Source organism: Prochlorococcus marinus str. MIT 0912 (assembly GCF_027359595.1).
Classification (GTDB): domain Bacteria; phylum Cyanobacteriota; class Cyanobacteriia; order PCC-6307; family Cyanobiaceae; genus Prochlorococcus_B; species Prochlorococcus_B marinus_C.
The window spans coordinates 1,828,003-1,844,365 of record NZ_CP114783.1 but is presented as its reverse complement, the minus strand read 5'-3'; the positions used below and the strand labels follow the sequence as shown (position 1 = coordinate 1,844,365).

Below are 16,363 nucleotides of genomic sequence, written 5' to 3'. Positions count from 1 at the left end.
ATTTTAAACTCAAATAGAATTCACCCAATGATGATAATTCTTATTAGCTGAAACGGGAAAATAAATTATTTCTGGTACTTCATAGCTATGCCACTGAGCAATCTTATTACAAACTTTATTTACATTTTCCTTCTTACACTTGATCCTTAATTGTATTTCTTTCGATTGATTTATATTTCCTTTCCACCAAAAATATGATTCAACATTTTCAAAAGTAACACAAGGTATTAATTTTTCTTTCAAAAGTAAATATGCTAATTTACATGCTGTTTCTTTATCAATTTCGGTAGTTAAAACTATATATATTTCTTGATTTAATTCAGATAAATTCATGATCTTAAAAGCTTTTTATTCTAAACAAATAGATTTTAATCTTTTAATTAATTTATCATAACTATCTACTGAGTTAATATTTTTAAATTTAGTAGGTCTTTCCAGCATCAACAGATTAATTCCCATGCTTGAACAAATTCTGTGCCATAAGATTTCATTTCTCCCTCCTGATTGCCTACAAACTACACCAGCAATATTCCATTTCCTAATAAGTGCTTTTTCAATTTTTCCATCACTAGAGACTGAAGGATTTAATATCGCAAAATTTGATTTTTTTATTGATGAGGCCAGTATTTTTCTTATACTTTCTGGATTAGCTAAAACTCTTGCATAAACATTTGCTCCTGAATTTCTTGCAACTAGTAAGGCCTCCTGAAGATGTCTTACTCCTAAAGCTAGCAAAATAGATTTATTCTTTAGATCATAATTTTTTAAATCGCTAAATTTCTTTATTAAGAATGCATTTGAAAAATTTTCTATAGTTCTTTCATACCTTATTAATGGTTGATCGAGTTCCTTGCAAACTTTTGTGATTGACCCTGTAATTTTCATAGCAAATGGATGGGTCAGATCAATAACACAATGAAATCCATTTTCATGACTTCTTGCATTTAATATGACGCTCCGGATCTCTTCCTCAGAAATCAAGGCACCTATTAATATTTTCTCTAAATTTAATTTTTCATATGGAATTGAGGCTCTATTCGATACAACACTAACAGTAATTTTCCAACCTTCTTTCAATAAAGACTTAGCAAAGACATGTCCTTCGCCTGTTCCTGTTAACAACCAAAGATGTGGCTGGCATTTTTTCCTTATATCCATCAAGATAAACGACAATAACTAAAGAAAAAAAAAAAAATGAATCATTGCATGCTTGAGGTTTTGGTAAAGAAAGCCCCAACAGTTCGTTTTACCCAAGACAACAAAACTCCATTAGCTGAAATAGAAGTTGAATTTGACAGCCTCCGTGCCGATGACCCTCCTTACGCAATTAAGGTAGTTGGTTGGGGGAAATTAGCAGAAGAACTTCAAAACACAGTTCAAGTAAATTCTAAATTAGTAATAGAAGGTCGCTTAAGAATGAATACTATTCCTCGAAAGGATGGTACCAAAGAAAAACAAGCTGAATTTACTCTTTCTAGAATTCACCCCTTTTCTTCTAAAACAGCTATTTCATCAATACCATCTCAAAATCAGTCAAATCTAGAAAAAGATTCAGCAAATTCTTCAAATAACGAGGGTCTGAAATGGGACAGCTCACCATTAGTTCCAGATACCGATGACATTCCATTCTGAAAAATCAACAATTTTCCTCAATATATTCTGAAGCCCTGGTTAAGAGTTGACCTAATTCTCTCTCCAAAGCAGCTAGATCAGGTCTAAATTCAGGCCAGCTGCCTCTATCTAATTGTTCAAGGATCCAAGCTCTATCCTTGTTTAATTTTTCAACAAGTTCAATTAATTCAGAAAATTCTTTTTGGTGTGAGGCCATGAGACTGTCTCCTGAAAACCCATCTGCCCCCGATTTTAGCCAAAATCAAACTCATGAATAAACTTTTCTCACCGGCGAGCCTCATCACTATCGGAGGAGCATCACTTTCTCTAATTGGCCTAACAGCCTATTTTACTGATGCAACAAATCTCAGTGTTCCAACTTTCTTCTATGGAGTACCTATTTTTCTGATAGGCATATCATTGAAAACGACCGAAGTACCGCCAGCCTTAAGAGTAGTTCCGGCAGCTAATTTTGCCTCAGAGAGGGATAAAGCCCCTGAAGAACTAGGAAAACTAGTTAAAGATGTGACCAGATGGCGCTATGGGCAATCTTGCCAGCTTGAATCATCTCTCAGAGTATTAAAGCTTTGGGACATAGACAGTCCTCCTCAACTTATAGAAGTAGAAGAATTGATTAAAGATGGTAATTATGGATTAAGAATGAGATTTGAAATGGCTGCTGTTTCTTTAGAAAGATGGAATGCTCAAAAAGAACGTTTAGGAAGATTCTTTGCCAAAGGTTTGTGCGCTGAATTATTTTGTCCCACACCCGGTGAAATTGATTTAATAATACTTACGCAAAAACAAGAAGAAAAACCTGTAGAAAATGAATAAAGAAAACCAAAAAGCAAACTCCAGTAAGAATTTTAATAAATCCTTTACGGATAAAGATTCCATAAGAGTTTCTGTCTTAAGTGAGGCACTTCCTTACATACAACGTTTTGCAAATAAAAGGATTGTAATCAAATATGGTGGCTCAGCTATGGCTGACAAAACACTTCAGAATGCAGTATTTAGAGATCTAGCCCTTCTTTCGTCTGTTGGCGTACAAATAGTAGTCGTTCATGGTGGTGGCCCGGAAATAAATCAATGGTTGGAAAAATTAGGAATAAAGCCAGTTTTCCTTGATGGTTTACGTATTACTGATACCGAGACCATGGATGTAGTAGAAATGGTTCTTGCTGGAAGAGTAAATAAACAGATTGTGAGTGGAATCAACAATCATGGAAGATTGGCCGTTGGACTATGTGGAATAGATGGCAGACTTATTGAGGCAAGAACGCTTGGAGGTGGAAGTCATGGTCTTGTTGGGGAAGTGGCAAAAGTAAATACAAAGATTTTAAGCCCTCTTCTCGAAGAAGGTTACGTCCCAGTCATTTCAAGTGTAGCCAATTCTTCTGATGGCAGATCACACAATATCAATGCTGATACCGTTGCTGGGGAGCTTGCCGCAGCGCTAGGTGCCGAAAAATTAATCCTTTTGACAGATACTCCCGGTATTTTAAAGAATGAAAATGATACTTCTTCATTAATAGAAAAGATACGTCTATCCGAAGCTAGAGAATTAATTGATAAAGGGATAGTTAAAGCGGGTATGAGACCAAAAGTTGAATGTTGTATTCGTTCCCTTGCACAGGGTGTGAATGCTGCCCATATCATTGATGGAAGGACGCCTCATGCCCTTCTATTAGAAGTTTTTACTGATGCTGGTATTGGAACTATGGTTATGGGTAGAGGTTAAATGTCAAAAATAGCTTCAGCTATAAAAGCTGCTGAAGCGGCCCTTGAGAAAGGTGACTACAATGGTTGCACGAAAATAGTAGACCCTTTACTTGTAGATTTCGAAGCAGAGACAGTAATAGGAGGGCAACTTAGACTACTTTTAATTACAGCCTACATGGGGAAAGGTGATGAAAAAAAAGCAATCAATATTTGCCAAACATTAATACGTAATAAAAAAGAGAGCGTCCGTCAACAAGCTAAACAACTCCTATCAATACTGGATGCTCCACATTTACCAAGACCGTCAAACTGGTCTGTAGAAATACCAAAGATAGAGGTAGAACCATCTCTAAAATCAACATTTAGAAAAACGAAAAAAAGAAGGAGAAAATCAATCATCCTCCAACTGGTCCGACGAAAAGTCTAGACTTTGGATTTTCAATAATAACTTTATTAATTATTTTATTATTAACCTTCCTTTTGAGTGGTTGCGTTGATATATCAACAAACCTGAGTGTTACAGGTCCAGATCGACTAAAGATTTCACTTGATATAGATAGTAATTCTGGCAAATCAATTCCATGGCAGAAAGAATTTGAAGATAATCTTACTGAAGAACATAGCATCCTAAAACTTCAAACTCATGAGTATAAGCAACATTTTGAATCCCCAACTATTCGTTTTGAAGAAGCAAATACATTACTTCAAGAAATAGCTTCCGTTGCTTCAAAAACTAGCGGTTTTACTATAAAGAAACCTGAAATAATTACAAACAACAAAAACTGGATAATTGGAACAAGTCAAAATTTCAAAATTTATTTTGATTTAAGAGAAATCCCAAAAATTCCTGGATTAAAAATAAACATAATCATTCATGACATTGGCAATAAAAATAATTTCGAAGCCACACCTCTAGAACCTAGTTTTAAAAAAGGTTTAACTTTCTTTCCTCTTGAAATTGGACAGATTAACAAACTAAAGATTTCAAATTGGAAATGGAACCAAATTTCAATTGGGATTATCTTGATAATTGCCTTAATTTTGCTGAGCTTATCCCTTCAAAGATTCCGCCTCCTAATGGGATTCGGATTCCCTGAGTTGCCACCCTAATAAGCATGAATCTACTCACAATTGTAGTGGATCAGGATCAATAGAAAGACTTACTCCTTTTGGTAAATCGTTCCATAATTCAGGTCCATAAGGAATTGGGATTTGGCTTGATTCAGGTCCGTACACGAGAAGTTGCCAACGACTTTTACCTGCGACCCTCTCAACTAATGAAGGTGCTGGCCCGACCAATTTCCAATCTTTTGCATTGCAAACATTCTTGATTTTTGAAGAGACATTGAATGCTCCTTGAGATGTCAACTCTGAAGATTCTCCTGAGAACCTTAATAAGCAAGCTCGACTATACGGAACCATCGCAGCTTCTTTTCTGGTCTTTTCTTCTTTTTTAGAAACTCTTCGTACCTCCCATCAATCAAGTGGAGAACAACAGGATGTTCAGGACAATAAGTTTGTACTACAACCTTCCCATGCTGCTCGCCACGTCCTGCACGACCAGCCAATTGCATAAAAAGTTGAAGAGTTTCTTCAGTAGCCATCAAATCAGGACGATGCAATAAACCATCTGCTGCCAGCACGACAGCAAGAGTTACTTTTGGTAAATCCATACCCTTAGAGAGCATCTGAGTCCCTACTAAAATATCGGCGTCACCATTAGCGAATCTTTCTAGCAATACTCTATGGCCATCACGGCCTCTAGTTGTATCCCTATCAAACCTTAATAAACTTATGCCATCTAGTTCTCGCTCTAAATGATCCATAACTCTTTGTGTTCCAGTTCCAAATGGTTTAAAAGCATTTGAACCACATTCTCCACATTTCTCACTAGTTTTCGAACGAAAGTCACACCAATGACAACGCAACCATTGATTGCCTTCCTTAGAACGATGCACTGTTAGTGCAACATCACAATTTGGACATTGAACGACCTCTCCACAACTACGGCAACTTAGGAAACTACTATATCCCCGCCTAGGGACTAATATGATAGCTTGGTTTCCGGTCTCTTTTATCTCCAAAAGTTGTTTTTTTAGATATCTACTAATTAAGCTTCTATTTCCAATAGCTAATTCTTCACGCATATCTACTATACTAACCGTTGGCAATTTACGATTTAAAATCCTTTGATTTAATTTAGCTACAACTATATTGCCATTGGGTTGTATATTTTTCCAAACATTTAAAGAAGGAGTTGCTGTTCCTAGTATTACTTTGGCTCCTATTTTCTTTGCTCTATGAATAGCCAAATCTCTTGCATGATAGCAAGGCATTGGGGATTCTTGTTTATAAGAGCTATCATGTTCTTCATCAAGAACTATTAATCCTAAATTGGATAATGGTAGAAAAATAGCTGATCGAGTACCAATAAAGACACTAGGTGTTGTGATGTCTAAAGATCTCTTCCATGTGTCAATTCTCTCTTTAATAGAACAATTACTATGATATTCAAAAACATTTAATCCAAATCTTTTTCGAAAGCGGTCAACCAATTGTGGTACTAATCCAATTTCAGGTGTAAGTATAAGACAATGCCTACTTGCAGATAACTCAAGTTCTGCTATTTGTAGATATACCTCCGTTTTACCAGATCCAGTAATACCCCAAAGCAAAAGAGCTGACCCATTTGAAAGAGACTTATATTTGTCTTTGGCTAATTTTTGTTCTAACGTCAAAGGTTGAGGATCCTCAATCTTTGACTTTTTTTTATCAACAGATTCTTCATCATCAAAAGATTTAAAAAATAAAAAACGTTTTTCCCTTTCTCCGTAACCAGCTGAGACAAAGTTTCTTATTAATAATGAAGAAAATCCTTCAGCCTCTAAATCTTTTTGCCATTTCCCGCCTCCATTTAAAAGAAGATTTTTCTTTAACTCAACCCCACGTGAAGATATCTTTCCCTCACAATTATTACTAGACAATTTCACCCACCAAAGTTTTTTTGGTCTATTCGATATCTTTGACCTTCCTAACCAGCCAGGAGGTAATGCAGTCTTAAGCATCTGAAAATCACTTACATATAATTCACGAGCGATTTCTTCCAGCCACTCTCTCCATTCTTTTTTGATAGCTGATTTTTGAACCAATTTTTCTACATTATTCAATGAAATATTTTTTAAATTTTCCTTTGAACTAGTAATATTATTTTTCATTTTTTTAACGACTAACCCCTGCATGAGTTTTCCTTTCAAACGAACAGTCACAACATCGCCTAAATCAATATCCAAATTATTTCCATCTTGATAAGAGAAACATCGTCCTTCACGACCCACATGTAACCAAATATCAAATATAAAAGGGTTCATATCATTTTTAATACTTGCCGACTTCAGAAATTTTTTCTACCATTGGATTGTTAACAGCTTTAAAGCTGTTGTGGAACTTGCAAAATTCCACCCAGAGGGAAGACTAGAAGCTTTATCAAGAATAGGAAAAATCCCATTCTGAGATAAGCCGGTCTGAGAAATCCCCTGACATCCTTGCTTACACATTTCGATTCTTCAACAAAACATCCATCATAATTTCAAGTCCATATTGATGTCATGTGATTTTTCGCAAGATTTATCCCGATTAAGGACAGTCTCAAATTAGAGTGTTTTTGTTGAAATTTTACAAATTAAATAGTTTTTCCTGAAATATTATCTCTAGGAGATTCTGACTATTTTTCGGGTAATAACCTGAGCTCTGCAACAGACCACAAACCATCGGGGAAATCATGTTAAAGGGAAACCAGTCATCTAAAAATATTTCTATTAATCAGGAAACAATAAACAATTCAAAAAAAATTAAAAAAACAGCCGCCAAAGTAAACGTGACTAAAGAAACCCAAACTCTTCCTCAAGAATCTTCAAATGATCTAAAAATTGATTTAGATTTAGAGGCTGATAAATTAATTGCTGAAGCAAATAAAGTGCCTGAAGCAGATATCGATCTAGATGAAGATGAAGATAATGCCTCTGTACTTTCAAGTGCGCAAGAAGCAGCAGCCAAAGCTTTAGCAAGTATAAAAATAGGACCAAAGGGTGTTTATACAGAAGACTCGATTAGGGTTTATTTACAAGAGATTGGCCGTATAAGACTTCTCAGGCCAGACGAAGAGATTGAATTAGCCAGAAAGATAGCCGATCTTCTTCAATTAGAGGAAGAAGCTGCGCAATTTGAAAGCGAGAATGGACATTTTCCATCAGTCAAAGAATGGGCAGTTCTTGCAGAAATGCCATTAACTCGCTTCCGAAGGAGGTTAATGCTTGGTAGACGAGCAAAAGAAAAAATGGTGCAATCGAATCTACGATTAGTAGTTTCAATTGCTAAGAAATACATGAATAGAGGGTTGTCTTTTCAGGATCTTATTCAAGAAGGAAGTCTTGGTCTCATTCGTGCAGCTGAAAAATTTGATCATGAGAAAGGATATAAATTCTCAACTTACGCTACCTGGTGGATCAGGCAGGCTATAACTAGAGCAATTGCAGATCAAAGCAGAACAATTCGCTTGCCTGTGCATTTATACGAAACAATTTCACGGATCAAGAAAACCACTAAAGTTTTAAGTCAAGAGTTTGGAAGAAAACCAACTGAGGAAGAAATAGCTGAAAGCATGGAAATGACGATTGAGAAACTGAGATTTATTGCTAAAAGCGCTCAGCTCCCCATTTCTCTTGAGACCCCAATTGGTAAAGAAGAAGATTCTAGACTTGGTGACTTTATTGAAGCAGATATAGAAAATCCTGAACAAGATGTAGCAAAAACGTTATTAAGAGAGGATTTGGAAGGGGTTCTCGCTACATTAAGTCCCAGAGAAAGGGATGTTCTAAGACTTCGTTATGGCTTAGATGATGGAAGGATGAAAACCCTTGAAGAAATTGGACAGATTTTTGATGTAACAAGAGAAAGAATTAGACAAATAGAGGCTAAAGCCCTCAGAAAACTCCGCCATCCCAATAGGAATGGAGTACTTAAGGAATATATCAAGCTAAATTAAAAAAAATTAAACAATAATTTTTACTTTCCCTAGTAACAAAGACAAATATTTAGTTAGATCATAGATTTCATTTCACATCAACCTTATTAAATTATTTTCCAGGATTTTAATTAGGTATGGTTGACTGCTTAAGGTAAAGAAATAGAAAAGATTTGCTAATGACACTAGACCAACTGCGCATCGCCTCTCGCCGAAGCCAGCTGGCCATGGTTCAGACGAACTGGGTACGAGATGAACTACAAAAAGCCCATCCTGATCTTGCTATCACTATCGAAGCAATGGCTACGCAGGGTGACAAAATACTTGATGTGGCATTAGCAAAAATAGGAGATAAAGGTCTTTTCACTAAAGAACTTGAAGCTCAAATGCTTGTTGGTCATGCCGAAATTGCGGTCCACTCCTTGAAAGATTTACCTACCAATCTTCCAGAGGGATTAATTCTTGGCTGCATAACAGAAAGGGAGGATCCTTCAGACGCGTTAGTCGTTAATGAGAAAAATAAAATTCACAAACTAGAGACTCTGCCAGATGGTTCTGTAGTGGGGACTAGTTCCTTAAGAAGGCTTGCTCAATTGCGATACCATTATCCACATCTTGTTTTCAAAGATGTACGAGGAAATGTTATTACACGATTAGAGAAGCTTGACTCAGGAGAATATGACTGTCTTATCTTGGCAGCTGCTGGATTGCAAAGACTTGGTTTTGCTAATCGAATACATCAGTTAATTCCAACAGATATTTCACTCCATGCTGTGGGACAGGGAGCTCTTGGTATTGAATGTGTAAGTGGACAACAAGAGGTATTAGATATTTTAAAAACACTTGAACACGAATCAACATCTAAAAGATGTTTAGCAGAGAGGTCTTTCCTCAGAGAGCTTGAAGGAGGATGTCAAGTTCCAATAGGCGTCAGAACAGAAATTAACAACAATGAATTAATTCTTGAAGGTATGGTCGCAAGTTTAGATGGTAAAAGATTAATTAGAGATATAAAAAAAGGATCTGTAAGCTCTGCAGAGGAAATAGGAATAGACTTAGCCAATGAATTAAAAGGCCGTGGTGCAGGAGAAATATTAAAAGAGATTTTCAAGTCTGCAAGGGCCTAAATCATTCAAACAGTTTAATTAATTAAATTAGGATCTATTTCAGATAAGTAACGCTTCTCGCAGGATTTGATAATCTCAACTGCTTTTTCAACACCAAAGAAGCCATTTACAGTACAAGTTCCTGGTTTTTTAAGATCTTTATAATGCTCCCAATAATAAGTTGTTTCCTTAATCCAATGCTTGCCTAATTGTTCAAAGCTTTTTATGTGATCCATCCTCTTATCATCAGCTATTACGCCAATAACTTTATCGTCAACTTCACCTCCATCATCAAAGGTCATTATTCCTATAATCCTAGCTTCAACAATTGAACCGGGTACTAAGGGCTCTGTAACATTCACAATTTCGATATCTAATGGATCGCCGTCTTCATCCCATGTACGTGGAAGACATCCATAAGCGAAAGGGTAGGAGAGGGACGAATATCCAACTCGATCAAGCTTTAGATGCCCTGTTTCAGTAATAAGCTCGTATTTATTTATTGTGTTTGAATTCAACTCAACGATTGTGTTGACTCTATGTTCAGATTCATTAGCAAACGCAGGTAAGACATGAAGCAGATTAGGCATTGTTCTGCTAGGTGCTTGGTCAAGGTTCGCCATAGTATTTTTTTATGTTCTTATATGGTAAATCAACGCCGTAAATGCAAATGAAGTTCTAGCAAATAATTTAGAAAAATTTCAACAAACAATATGCTTTGATTAATTTTTATCCTAATAAATGTATATTTTAATTAGAGATTCTAGAAAGCTTTTCAAGTTTATTGTCTAAGTATTCAAGAAAATAGTTTGATGATAAAGTTGCTCTAGAGACCTTCTTTACAAGTTCCTCAGAATCCATACTTCTCCCATGATGATGAACATTTTTGCGAAGCCAACCCAATATTTTACTGATTTCATTAGATTCAATAATATTTTCAATTTTTCCTAAATCTTCTTCAAGAGTTTTTGTTAACTGAGCGCTAATTAGATGACCAAGCAAATAAGAAGGGAAATAACCAAACATCCCCTCACTCCAGTGAACATCTTGCAAACATCCTTCAGTATCATTTTCAGGCGAAACACCTAGAAGGTTCAAATACCTTTTATTCCATTCATTAGGCAGATCTTCTACAGAAAGCCCTCTCTCTAGAAGATCAATTTCCAAGTCAGTCCTAATCATTATGTGCAAGCCATAACTAAGTTCATCGGCCTCTACTCGATTCAACCCGGGGGTAAATGGATTTAGATTGATCCATAAATCTTTTCCAGAGTGAATTGGAGCACCTGCATTCTCAAAATGATGCCAAAAAGACTGTGCAAATGAAAAGCTCCTAGCAATTCTATTTTCCCAAAATAGAGATTGACTCTCATGAACAGCCATAGAAGTTGCTTGACCTAATGGCCATGCAAACCATTGGTGACTTTCAGAAGGCAAGCCTTGTTCATACAAAGAATGTCCCCACTCATGTGCAGTAGCTAATAAGCAAGAAAGTGGCTGACCTTTAACTATTCGAGTCGTAATTCGATAATCATCCGGACCTAAAGTTATTGAGAATGGATGAGGGGACTTAGCTATAGCTGTATTAGAAGGATCCCTAGACCAATCATTTAAAAGTATTTGACAGAGCTTTTCCTGATCGCTATTTGCTAAATCCCATTTTTCACTCTTTTTATTAGTTATTGTCGCAGCCTTCTGAATCAATTCTGGCAATCTTTTTTTAAAGGTTCAAATAGTTCGCTTACACGATTAATCGTTAAGTTCGGTTCAAAAGGCTGGGCAAGTGTCTCCCAGCAACTTCTTTCTTCACTGAGCTGATTGGATTGTTCTGTTCGTAGTGAAATTAATTTCTTGAGAGCTGGAGAAAAGCTTTTGAAGTCATTATTTTTCCTAGCTTCCTGCCAACACATATAACCTTCAGACTTTGCTGTTGCAAGCTCAACAACCAATTTAGGATCCAATCTTTTTTGTCTATTGAAATCTTGCTCAAGCAACTCAATATTTTTAAACCTATCTTTCAAAAAATCTGATTCAGAATCGTCTTTTTCTTTTAAATTTTGAAGTTCAAATTTTGCTTCTTTTATTAAAATTTCGAACTTTGCAGAACTTTGTCTTGCATGAAGTTGCTTAGCTAAAAGACTTAATTGCTCACCTCTCCAAGTGGAACCAGCAATAGGCATAGATGTATTTTGATCCCAGTAGAGAGTACTTTGTATAGATCCCAACAACTGCGTATCTTTTAGGTAATCACCCAAAAGCTGCCAAGCAGACTTTGACAACGTATTCAATTTGATATTTGTTTAATTCTAATATCAAATTGATGTAAATAGATCCATATTTGATCAATTTAAAATAATTTAAATCACAAGCTCTTATTAAATTATTCAATATTTAAAAATCAAAAAGATTATATCTTTTTGATACGACCAAATTCACAATACTTTAACTTAATAGAAAAAGAACAAACCTTTTAGTATTTATTATAGTCAGGTCAAACAGTTTATTAGCAATGGAACAGATTTTATCAACTTTAGATTTTGAGACGAAGGGACAAGGTTTTACTGATATTACAAAAGACATTAATGATTGGATACAATATAAAAAGTTTCAAAAAGGAATACTTCTTATTTTTCTAAAGCATACAAGCTGTAGTTTAATTATAAATGAAAATGCGGATATTAATGTTCTAAATGACCTATCAGCATACATGAAAGCTATTGTCCCAGAAGAGGGATTTTATCCTATTGACAGAAGTAGTAGAAAAATAGAATATCTTCATTCACAAGAAGGATTAGACGATATGCCTGCTCATATCAGAACAATGCTTACTTCAAATAATTTGAGCTTCAGTGTTGTTGATGGTGATTTAAAAATAGGTTTATGGCAAGGAATTTATATATGGGAACATAGAACATCAAATAAATCAAGGTCATTACAATTGCATGCAATTGGTGATTTTGGTTTAAATTAAAATTAAATACAAGAAACTCATGACCTCCTTAATAGAGCAACATCAACTAGATCATTTCATAGAAAAGAATCCTTCTTGGATAATTGATAATAAAACAATCAAAAAAGAATTTAAATTTTATAATTTTATTGAAGCTTTTGGCTTTATGACTAAAGTCGCTCTTTTATCTGAAAAGATGGATCATCATCCTGATTGGCAGAATACATATAATAGAGTTAAAATCAATCTAACCACTCATGATAAAGGTGGAATTACTACTAATGACATCAAGCTTGCTGAGTCTATTGATAAATTAATCAATACCTAATGTATCATTATTTACTTCCATTAAAATGAACACAAATAAATCTGATTTCCAAGAAAATATAGTTCCCGAAAATAATATTCCTATTACAATCATATCAGGATTTTTAGGATCAGGAAAAACAACTTTATTAAATCATATCCTTACTAATCAGAAAGGTATAAAGACAGCTGTATTAGTTAACGAATTTGGTGAAATAGGCATTGATAATGAATTAATAATTAAGACTGAAGAAGAGATGGTAGAGCTAAGTAATGGATGTATTTGTTGTTCTATAAATGGTGAATTAGTAGAAGCAATAGAAAAGTTAATTAATATCAACAAGAAGTTAGACTATATTATTATTGAAACCACAGGATTAGCTGACCCTCTTCCAGTCGCAATGACATTACTTGGAAGCGAGTTAAGAGATCAAACAAGATTAGACTCTATTATAACTTTAATTGATGCTGAAAACTTTAATGATGTTGCCATAGAAAGTTCAATAGGTAGATCTCAAGTAATATATGGTGATATTTTACTTCTTAACAAATGTGATTTAGTATCTAATAAAAATCTAGAAGAAACGATATCAAAGTTAAAAGAAATAAAAAATGATGTGAGAATTTTAAAAAGTATTAAAGGGAATATTCCTCTTAATCTATTATTAAGCGTAGGGCTATTCGAAACTGATCTAATAAATGAAAAAGAATCGGTTCATGATCACTCGCATGAACATGAACATGAGCATGAACATGAAAAAGAATCGGTTCATGTTCACTCAGAAGAAGATAATAAAATTGAAGATTTTCTTTCTGTTTCTTTTCAAACTAAAGAACCTTTCTCTCTTAGGAAGTTCCAATACTTTCTAGATAATCAATTAAAAAGTAATGTTTTCAGAGCAAAGGGTATTCTATGGTTCAGCGAAAGTGAAAGAAGACATGTTTTTCACCTTGCTGGTAAAAGAATTTCTATTGAAGATAGTGAATGGGGAGAAGAAAGAAATAATCAACTTGTCTTTATTGGAAAAGAATTAGATAAAGAGAAAATACTCTCTCAATTAAATGCATGTATTGATAAATAATCATAAAATAACAACTTATAAGAATAAATTGAATAACATAAAATCCACTTCAGAGCCTTTCACAAAAGAAAAAATATTAATTTTTACTATAGTCTAATGGGATTAAATAATAGTCGCAACATATTAAAATTCTTAGTAGTTCTTTTAACATTTTTTATTTTGTGGCCGTTATTTACTCTCTTAAGAGAGGGTTTATACGGTATTCAAAAAAGTTCTATTTATTTTACGACAGCCAATCTTAATGAAATAAAAGGCACACTTTTACTATTGATTTTTTCTCTAATTCTCGGAGGATTTTTAGGAATAGCAAATGGTTGGATTTTAGCCAATTGCCATTTCAAAGGCAGAAAAATACTTAGAGTCTGCCAACTAATTCCTTTCGCAACTCCAGCTTATCTTTTAGCAGCCACATTGATTGACCTCGGCAGCATAAATTCCCTCAGAATTAACGGTATGTTTTGGGGAGTAGTAATAATGGCATTTACAACCTATCCATATGTATTTCTACTATGTTTAGAGAGTTTTGAGAAAGGCGGTAAAAAACAAATTGAGGCATGCAGAACTCTTGGAATAGGTCCTTGGAAAAGTTTTTTTAGAATATCCCTACCAATTGCAATTCCCTCAATTACTGCAGGATTAGCTTTAATGGCAATGGAAATCATAAATGAGTTAGGCGCAGTTCAACTTTTAAATATTCCAAGTATTTCAGCTGGAATACTTGAGAGCTGGGTGGAGGAAGGTGAGCCTTCAGGTGCCATTGCTCTTGCCATATTTGCTCTGATTTTAGTTTTTCTATTAGTTGCAATCGAACGCAAATCAAGAGAAAGAAGTAAAAGATGGACAGAGGGTATAAGTAGTGGAGAATCACCAGAATGGGAATTAAAAGGTATCAATCTATTCCTTGCTCAAGTTATAACCTTTACTCCCCCAATTCTTACATTGGGCATTCCAATTACATGGGCAATAATAAATATTGATCAAATGAATCAAGGATTCAATACAGATTTAATTGGATTAACTCTTAGAAGCTTTAGTTTAGCCTTAGTTGTTTCATTAATAACGATATTTATATCATTGATTTTATCAATTTCTAAGAGATGGCATAATCATCAATTGCTCAATATATTTACCTTCTTATCCAGTATTGGCTACGCAATTCCTGGATCTGTGTTAGCCCTTGCTCTTCTTTCCTTTAAAGGAGATATCTGGCAAATCAACATCTTAAGCTTACTAATATGGGGTTATAGCATTCGATTTTTAGCTGTATCAAAAGGTGGACTTGATGCTGGGTTTGAAAGGATTTCACCAAATATAGATAATGCAGCCATAAACCTTGGGAAGAACTGGTCAGAGGTACTTTTCAAAATACATTTACCACTTCTCAAAGGGCCTATGTTAGTAGGTATACTTCTTGTTTTTGTTGACACAATAAAGGAATTACCACTAACTTTTATATTAAGACCATTTGATTTTGATACGCTTTCAGTACGAATTTTCCAATATGCAGGAGATGAGAGAGTAGCAGAATCTATCTTACCTTCATTGATAATAATTTGTTTAGGATTAATAGCGTCCTTAGCCTTAATACCAAGCTTAAACAACAGAAATAAATAACATAGATGTTTAAACTTTAAATAATTTTTTAACTGGATAAGTCAAAGCTCCAAATATATCAGAGATTGTTGAAACGAGTCGATAGCAAAGCAATGAAGCCAAAAGGGGTGCTTCTGGCAAATTCGAACCAAGACTAAATAGAATTACAGATTCAAAGACACCTAAACCTCCTGGTGCTGCAGGCACTATCAGACCAATGATCCATGCTAAGGAAAAAGAAGAAATTAATTCACCTTGAGAAATTAATGACCCAATAGCAAATGCATTCATACAAAATAAAAAGCCCATAAAGCGAAATAAAACAAATATAATCTCTACTAATAGTGGCTTATAAGGATAAAACATCCTTCTCGAAATATTTTGGTTATTTTGAGCTAAATTTCTTTCTTTCAATTCATCATTATTAGTAAATATAGATGCCTTCATGGTCTTCAACTTTTGTATTATAAAATTTCTAAATACTGGTAGAAATACTAAAGTTGATGACCAGCAAAGAATAAAAACAAATATATTAAGGCTTCCAAAAGGTATAAAAATCAATCCTGCAACCAGCATTAATAATGGCTCTAATAAAATAGATTCAATTGATTTTTCAGTTGAAAATTCTAGGCGCAAGGTATTATATCTAGATACAAAATGCCATATTCCTCCTGGGAAATATTTATATATATTTGTAGATAAAAATAATTTTACTATATTAAACTTATTACTATGACACCCAATATTATTGATTAAATACTTCCATGCATAGGCATTTATAATTATACTTAAATAACTAAATATAATTCCAAGCAATAACCATAAAATCTCTTCTGTAGCAATCTCTTCATTAGATAAAGACTCAAAATTTATGTAAATTGAAGTTCCAATAAATAAAAAACAACTCAATGTTATCAAAAGCTTGATATTAATTTTAGAGATCATTTCAAAAACAAAATTTTTTCTTTTATTT

At 34.3% G+C, this 16,363-nt stretch carries 16 protein-coding genes and 2 pseudogenes; 11 read left to right on the top strand and 7 right to left on the bottom strand.

Going from position 1 to position 16,363, the window contains the following annotated elements:
- Positions 1-9 precede the first annotated feature (9 nt).
- Both cutA and O5640_RS10530 read right to left on the bottom strand, forming a co-directional pair.
- Positions 10-333, bottom strand: coding sequence for a divalent-cation tolerance protein CutA (gene cutA, locus O5640_RS10535; RefSeq protein WP_269612431.1), 324 nt, complete (start codon positions 331-333; stop codon positions 10-12).
- A 15-nt stretch (positions 334-348) separates the two neighbouring features.
- The gene (locus O5640_RS10530; RefSeq protein ID WP_269612430.1) at positions 349-1,158 is read right to left on the bottom strand and encodes a precorrin-6A/cobalt-precorrin-6A reductase; all 810 of its coding nucleotides are present in this window, start codon (positions 1,156-1,158) and stop codon (positions 349-351) included.
- A 36-nt stretch (positions 1,159-1,194) separates the two neighbouring features.
- Here O5640_RS10530 and O5640_RS10525 point away from each other — a divergent pair, with 36 nt between their 5' ends.
- Entirely contained in the window at positions 1,195-1,632 is a 438-nt protein-coding gene (locus O5640_RS10525; RefSeq protein ID WP_269612429.1) for a single-stranded DNA-binding protein, read from the top strand.
- A 4-nt stretch (positions 1,633-1,636) separates the two neighbouring features.
- Here the strand turns inward: O5640_RS10525 and O5640_RS10520 are convergent, their stop codons facing one another.
- A complete protein-coding gene (locus O5640_RS10520; protein ID WP_269612427.1) occupies positions 1,637-1,828 on the bottom strand; it encodes a hypothetical protein in 192 nt (63 codons plus the stop codon).
- Between the two features lie 53 nt (positions 1,829-1,881).
- On the opposite strand from O5640_RS10520, the gene O5640_RS10515 reads away from it, so the two are divergent.
- From O5640_RS10515 to O5640_RS10500, 4 genes are read left to right on the top strand one after another with little or no spacing between them, the layout of a single operon-like run.
- Positions 1,882-2,445 carry a DUF2854 domain-containing protein gene (locus tag O5640_RS10515; protein WP_269612426.1) on the top strand — a complete coding sequence of 188 codons (564 nt, stop codon included), beginning with the start codon at positions 1,882-1,884 and terminating at the stop codon, positions 2,443-2,445.
- Complete coding sequence (gene argB / locus O5640_RS10510) at positions 2,438-3,352, top strand: acetylglutamate kinase (RefSeq protein ID WP_269612424.1); 915 nt, start codon at positions 2,438-2,440, stop codon at positions 3,350-3,352. The genes O5640_RS10515 and argB overlap by 8 nt, the downstream gene beginning before the upstream one ends.
- Entirely contained in the window at positions 3,353-3,760 is a 408-nt protein-coding gene (locus tag O5640_RS10505; RefSeq protein ID WP_269612423.1) for a hypothetical protein, read from the top strand.
- Positions 3,761-3,813: 53 nt separating this feature from the next.
- On the top strand, positions 3,814-4,443 hold the full coding sequence (locus O5640_RS10500; RefSeq protein WP_269612422.1) for a DUF3153 domain-containing protein: 630 nt from the start codon (positions 3,814-3,816) through the stop codon (positions 4,441-4,443).
- A 15-nt stretch (positions 4,444-4,458) separates the two neighbouring features.
- On the opposite strand, the pseudogene priA reads toward O5640_RS10500, so the two are convergent.
- Positions 4,459-6,701, bottom strand: a pseudogene (gene priA / locus O5640_RS10495) (replication restart helicase PriA).
- A 410-nt stretch (positions 6,702-7,111) separates the two neighbouring features.
- Between priA and rpoD the strand changes: the two are divergent.
- Complete coding sequence (gene rpoD, locus O5640_RS10490; RefSeq protein ID WP_269612420.1) at positions 7,112-8,374, top strand: RNA polymerase sigma factor RpoD; 1,263 nt, start codon at positions 7,112-7,114, stop codon at positions 8,372-8,374.
- A 158-nt stretch (positions 8,375-8,532) separates the two neighbouring features.
- Positions 8,533-9,480, top strand: coding sequence for a hydroxymethylbilane synthase (hemC, locus tag O5640_RS10485; RefSeq protein ID WP_269612419.1), 948 nt, complete (start codon positions 8,533-8,535; stop codon positions 9,478-9,480).
- 14 nt (positions 9,481-9,494) lie between these two features.
- Here hemC and O5640_RS10480 read toward each other — a convergent pair whose 3' ends face one another.
- Together O5640_RS10480 and O5640_RS10475 are read right to left on the bottom strand one after the other, a co-directional pair.
- Positions 9,495-10,082: an inorganic diphosphatase gene (locus O5640_RS10480; protein ID WP_269612418.1), complete on the bottom strand. Its 588-nt coding sequence runs from the start codon at positions 10,080-10,082 to the stop codon at positions 9,495-9,497.
- A 127-nt stretch (positions 10,083-10,209) separates the two neighbouring features.
- A pseudogene (locus tag O5640_RS10475) lies at positions 10,210-11,738 on the bottom strand (carboxypeptidase M32).
- 230 nt (positions 11,739-11,968) lie between these two features.
- On the opposite strand from O5640_RS10475, the gene O5640_RS10470 reads away from it, so the two are divergent.
- The 4 genes from O5640_RS10470 (at position 11,969) to O5640_RS10455 (ending at position 15,411) form a co-directional block, all read left to right on the top strand.
- Complete coding sequence (locus tag O5640_RS10470; RefSeq protein ID WP_269612417.1) at positions 11,969-12,430, top strand: secondary thiamine-phosphate synthase enzyme YjbQ; 462 nt, start codon at positions 11,969-11,971, stop codon at positions 12,428-12,430.
- Between the two features lie 19 nt (positions 12,431-12,449).
- The gene (locus tag O5640_RS10465) at positions 12,450-12,737 is read left to right on the top strand and encodes a 4a-hydroxytetrahydrobiopterin dehydratase (protein WP_269612416.1); all 288 of its coding nucleotides are present in this window, start codon (positions 12,450-12,452) and stop codon (positions 12,735-12,737) included.
- Positions 12,738-12,762: 25 nt separating this feature from the next.
- The gene (locus tag O5640_RS10460; protein ID WP_269612415.1) at positions 12,763-13,797 is read left to right on the top strand and encodes a CobW family GTP-binding protein; all 1,035 of its coding nucleotides are present in this window, start codon (positions 12,763-12,765) and stop codon (positions 13,795-13,797) included.
- A 96-nt stretch (positions 13,798-13,893) separates the two neighbouring features.
- Positions 13,894-15,411 (top strand): ABC transporter permease, encoded by a 1,518-nt coding sequence (locus O5640_RS10455; RefSeq protein ID WP_269612414.1) that lies wholly within the window; start codon positions 13,894-13,896, stop codon positions 15,409-15,411.
- A gap of 9 nt (positions 15,412-15,420) precedes the next feature.
- On the opposite strand, the gene O5640_RS10450 is transcribed toward O5640_RS10455, so the two are convergent.
- Positions 15,421-16,335 (bottom strand): lysylphosphatidylglycerol synthase transmembrane domain-containing protein, encoded by a 915-nt coding sequence (locus O5640_RS10450; protein ID WP_269612413.1) that lies wholly within the window; start codon positions 16,333-16,335, stop codon positions 15,421-15,423.
- Between the last annotated feature and the right edge of the window lie 28 nt (positions 16,336-16,363).

Coding starts and splice junctions, on each gene's coding strand:
- cutA (WP_269612431.1), bottom strand. CDS start 333: ATGAATTTATCTGAATTAAATCAAGAAATATATATAGTTTTAACTACC.
- O5640_RS10530 (WP_269612430.1), bottom strand. CDS start 1,158: ATGGATATAAGGAAAAAATGCCAGCCACATCTTTGGTTGTTAACAGGA.
- O5640_RS10525 (WP_269612429.1), top strand. CDS start 1,195: ATGAATCATTGCATGCTTGAGGTTTTGGTAAAGAAAGCCCCAACAGTT.
- O5640_RS10520 (WP_269612427.1), bottom strand. CDS start 1,828: ATGGCCTCACACCAAAAAGAATTTTCTGAATTAATTGAACTTGTTGAA.
- O5640_RS10515 (WP_269612426.1), top strand. CDS start 1,882: ATGAATAAACTTTTCTCACCGGCGAGCCTCATCACTATCGGAGGAGCA.
- argB (WP_269612424.1), top strand. CDS start 2,438: ATGAATAAAGAAAACCAAAAAGCAAACTCCAGTAAGAATTTTAATAAA.
- O5640_RS10505 (WP_269612423.1), top strand. CDS start 3,353: ATGTCAAAAATAGCTTCAGCTATAAAAGCTGCTGAAGCGGCCCTTGAG.
- rpoD (WP_269612420.1), top strand. CDS start 7,112: ATGTTAAAGGGAAACCAGTCATCTAAAAATATTTCTATTAATCAGGAA.
- hemC (WP_269612419.1), top strand. CDS start 8,533: ATGACACTAGACCAACTGCGCATCGCCTCTCGCCGAAGCCAGCTGGCC.
- O5640_RS10480 (WP_269612418.1), bottom strand. CDS start 10,082: ATGGCGAACCTTGACCAAGCACCTAGCAGAACAATGCCTAATCTGCTT.
- O5640_RS10470 (WP_269612417.1), top strand. CDS start 11,969: ATGGAACAGATTTTATCAACTTTAGATTTTGAGACGAAGGGACAAGGT.
- O5640_RS10465 (WP_269612416.1), top strand. CDS start 12,450: ATGACCTCCTTAATAGAGCAACATCAACTAGATCATTTCATAGAAAAG.
- O5640_RS10460 (WP_269612415.1), top strand. CDS start 12,763: ATGAACACAAATAAATCTGATTTCCAAGAAAATATAGTTCCCGAAAAT.
- O5640_RS10455 (WP_269612414.1), top strand. CDS start 13,894: ATGGGATTAAATAATAGTCGCAACATATTAAAATTCTTAGTAGTTCTT.
- O5640_RS10450 (WP_269612413.1), bottom strand. CDS start 16,335: ATGATCTCTAAAATTAATATCAAGCTTTTGATAACATTGAGTTGTTTT.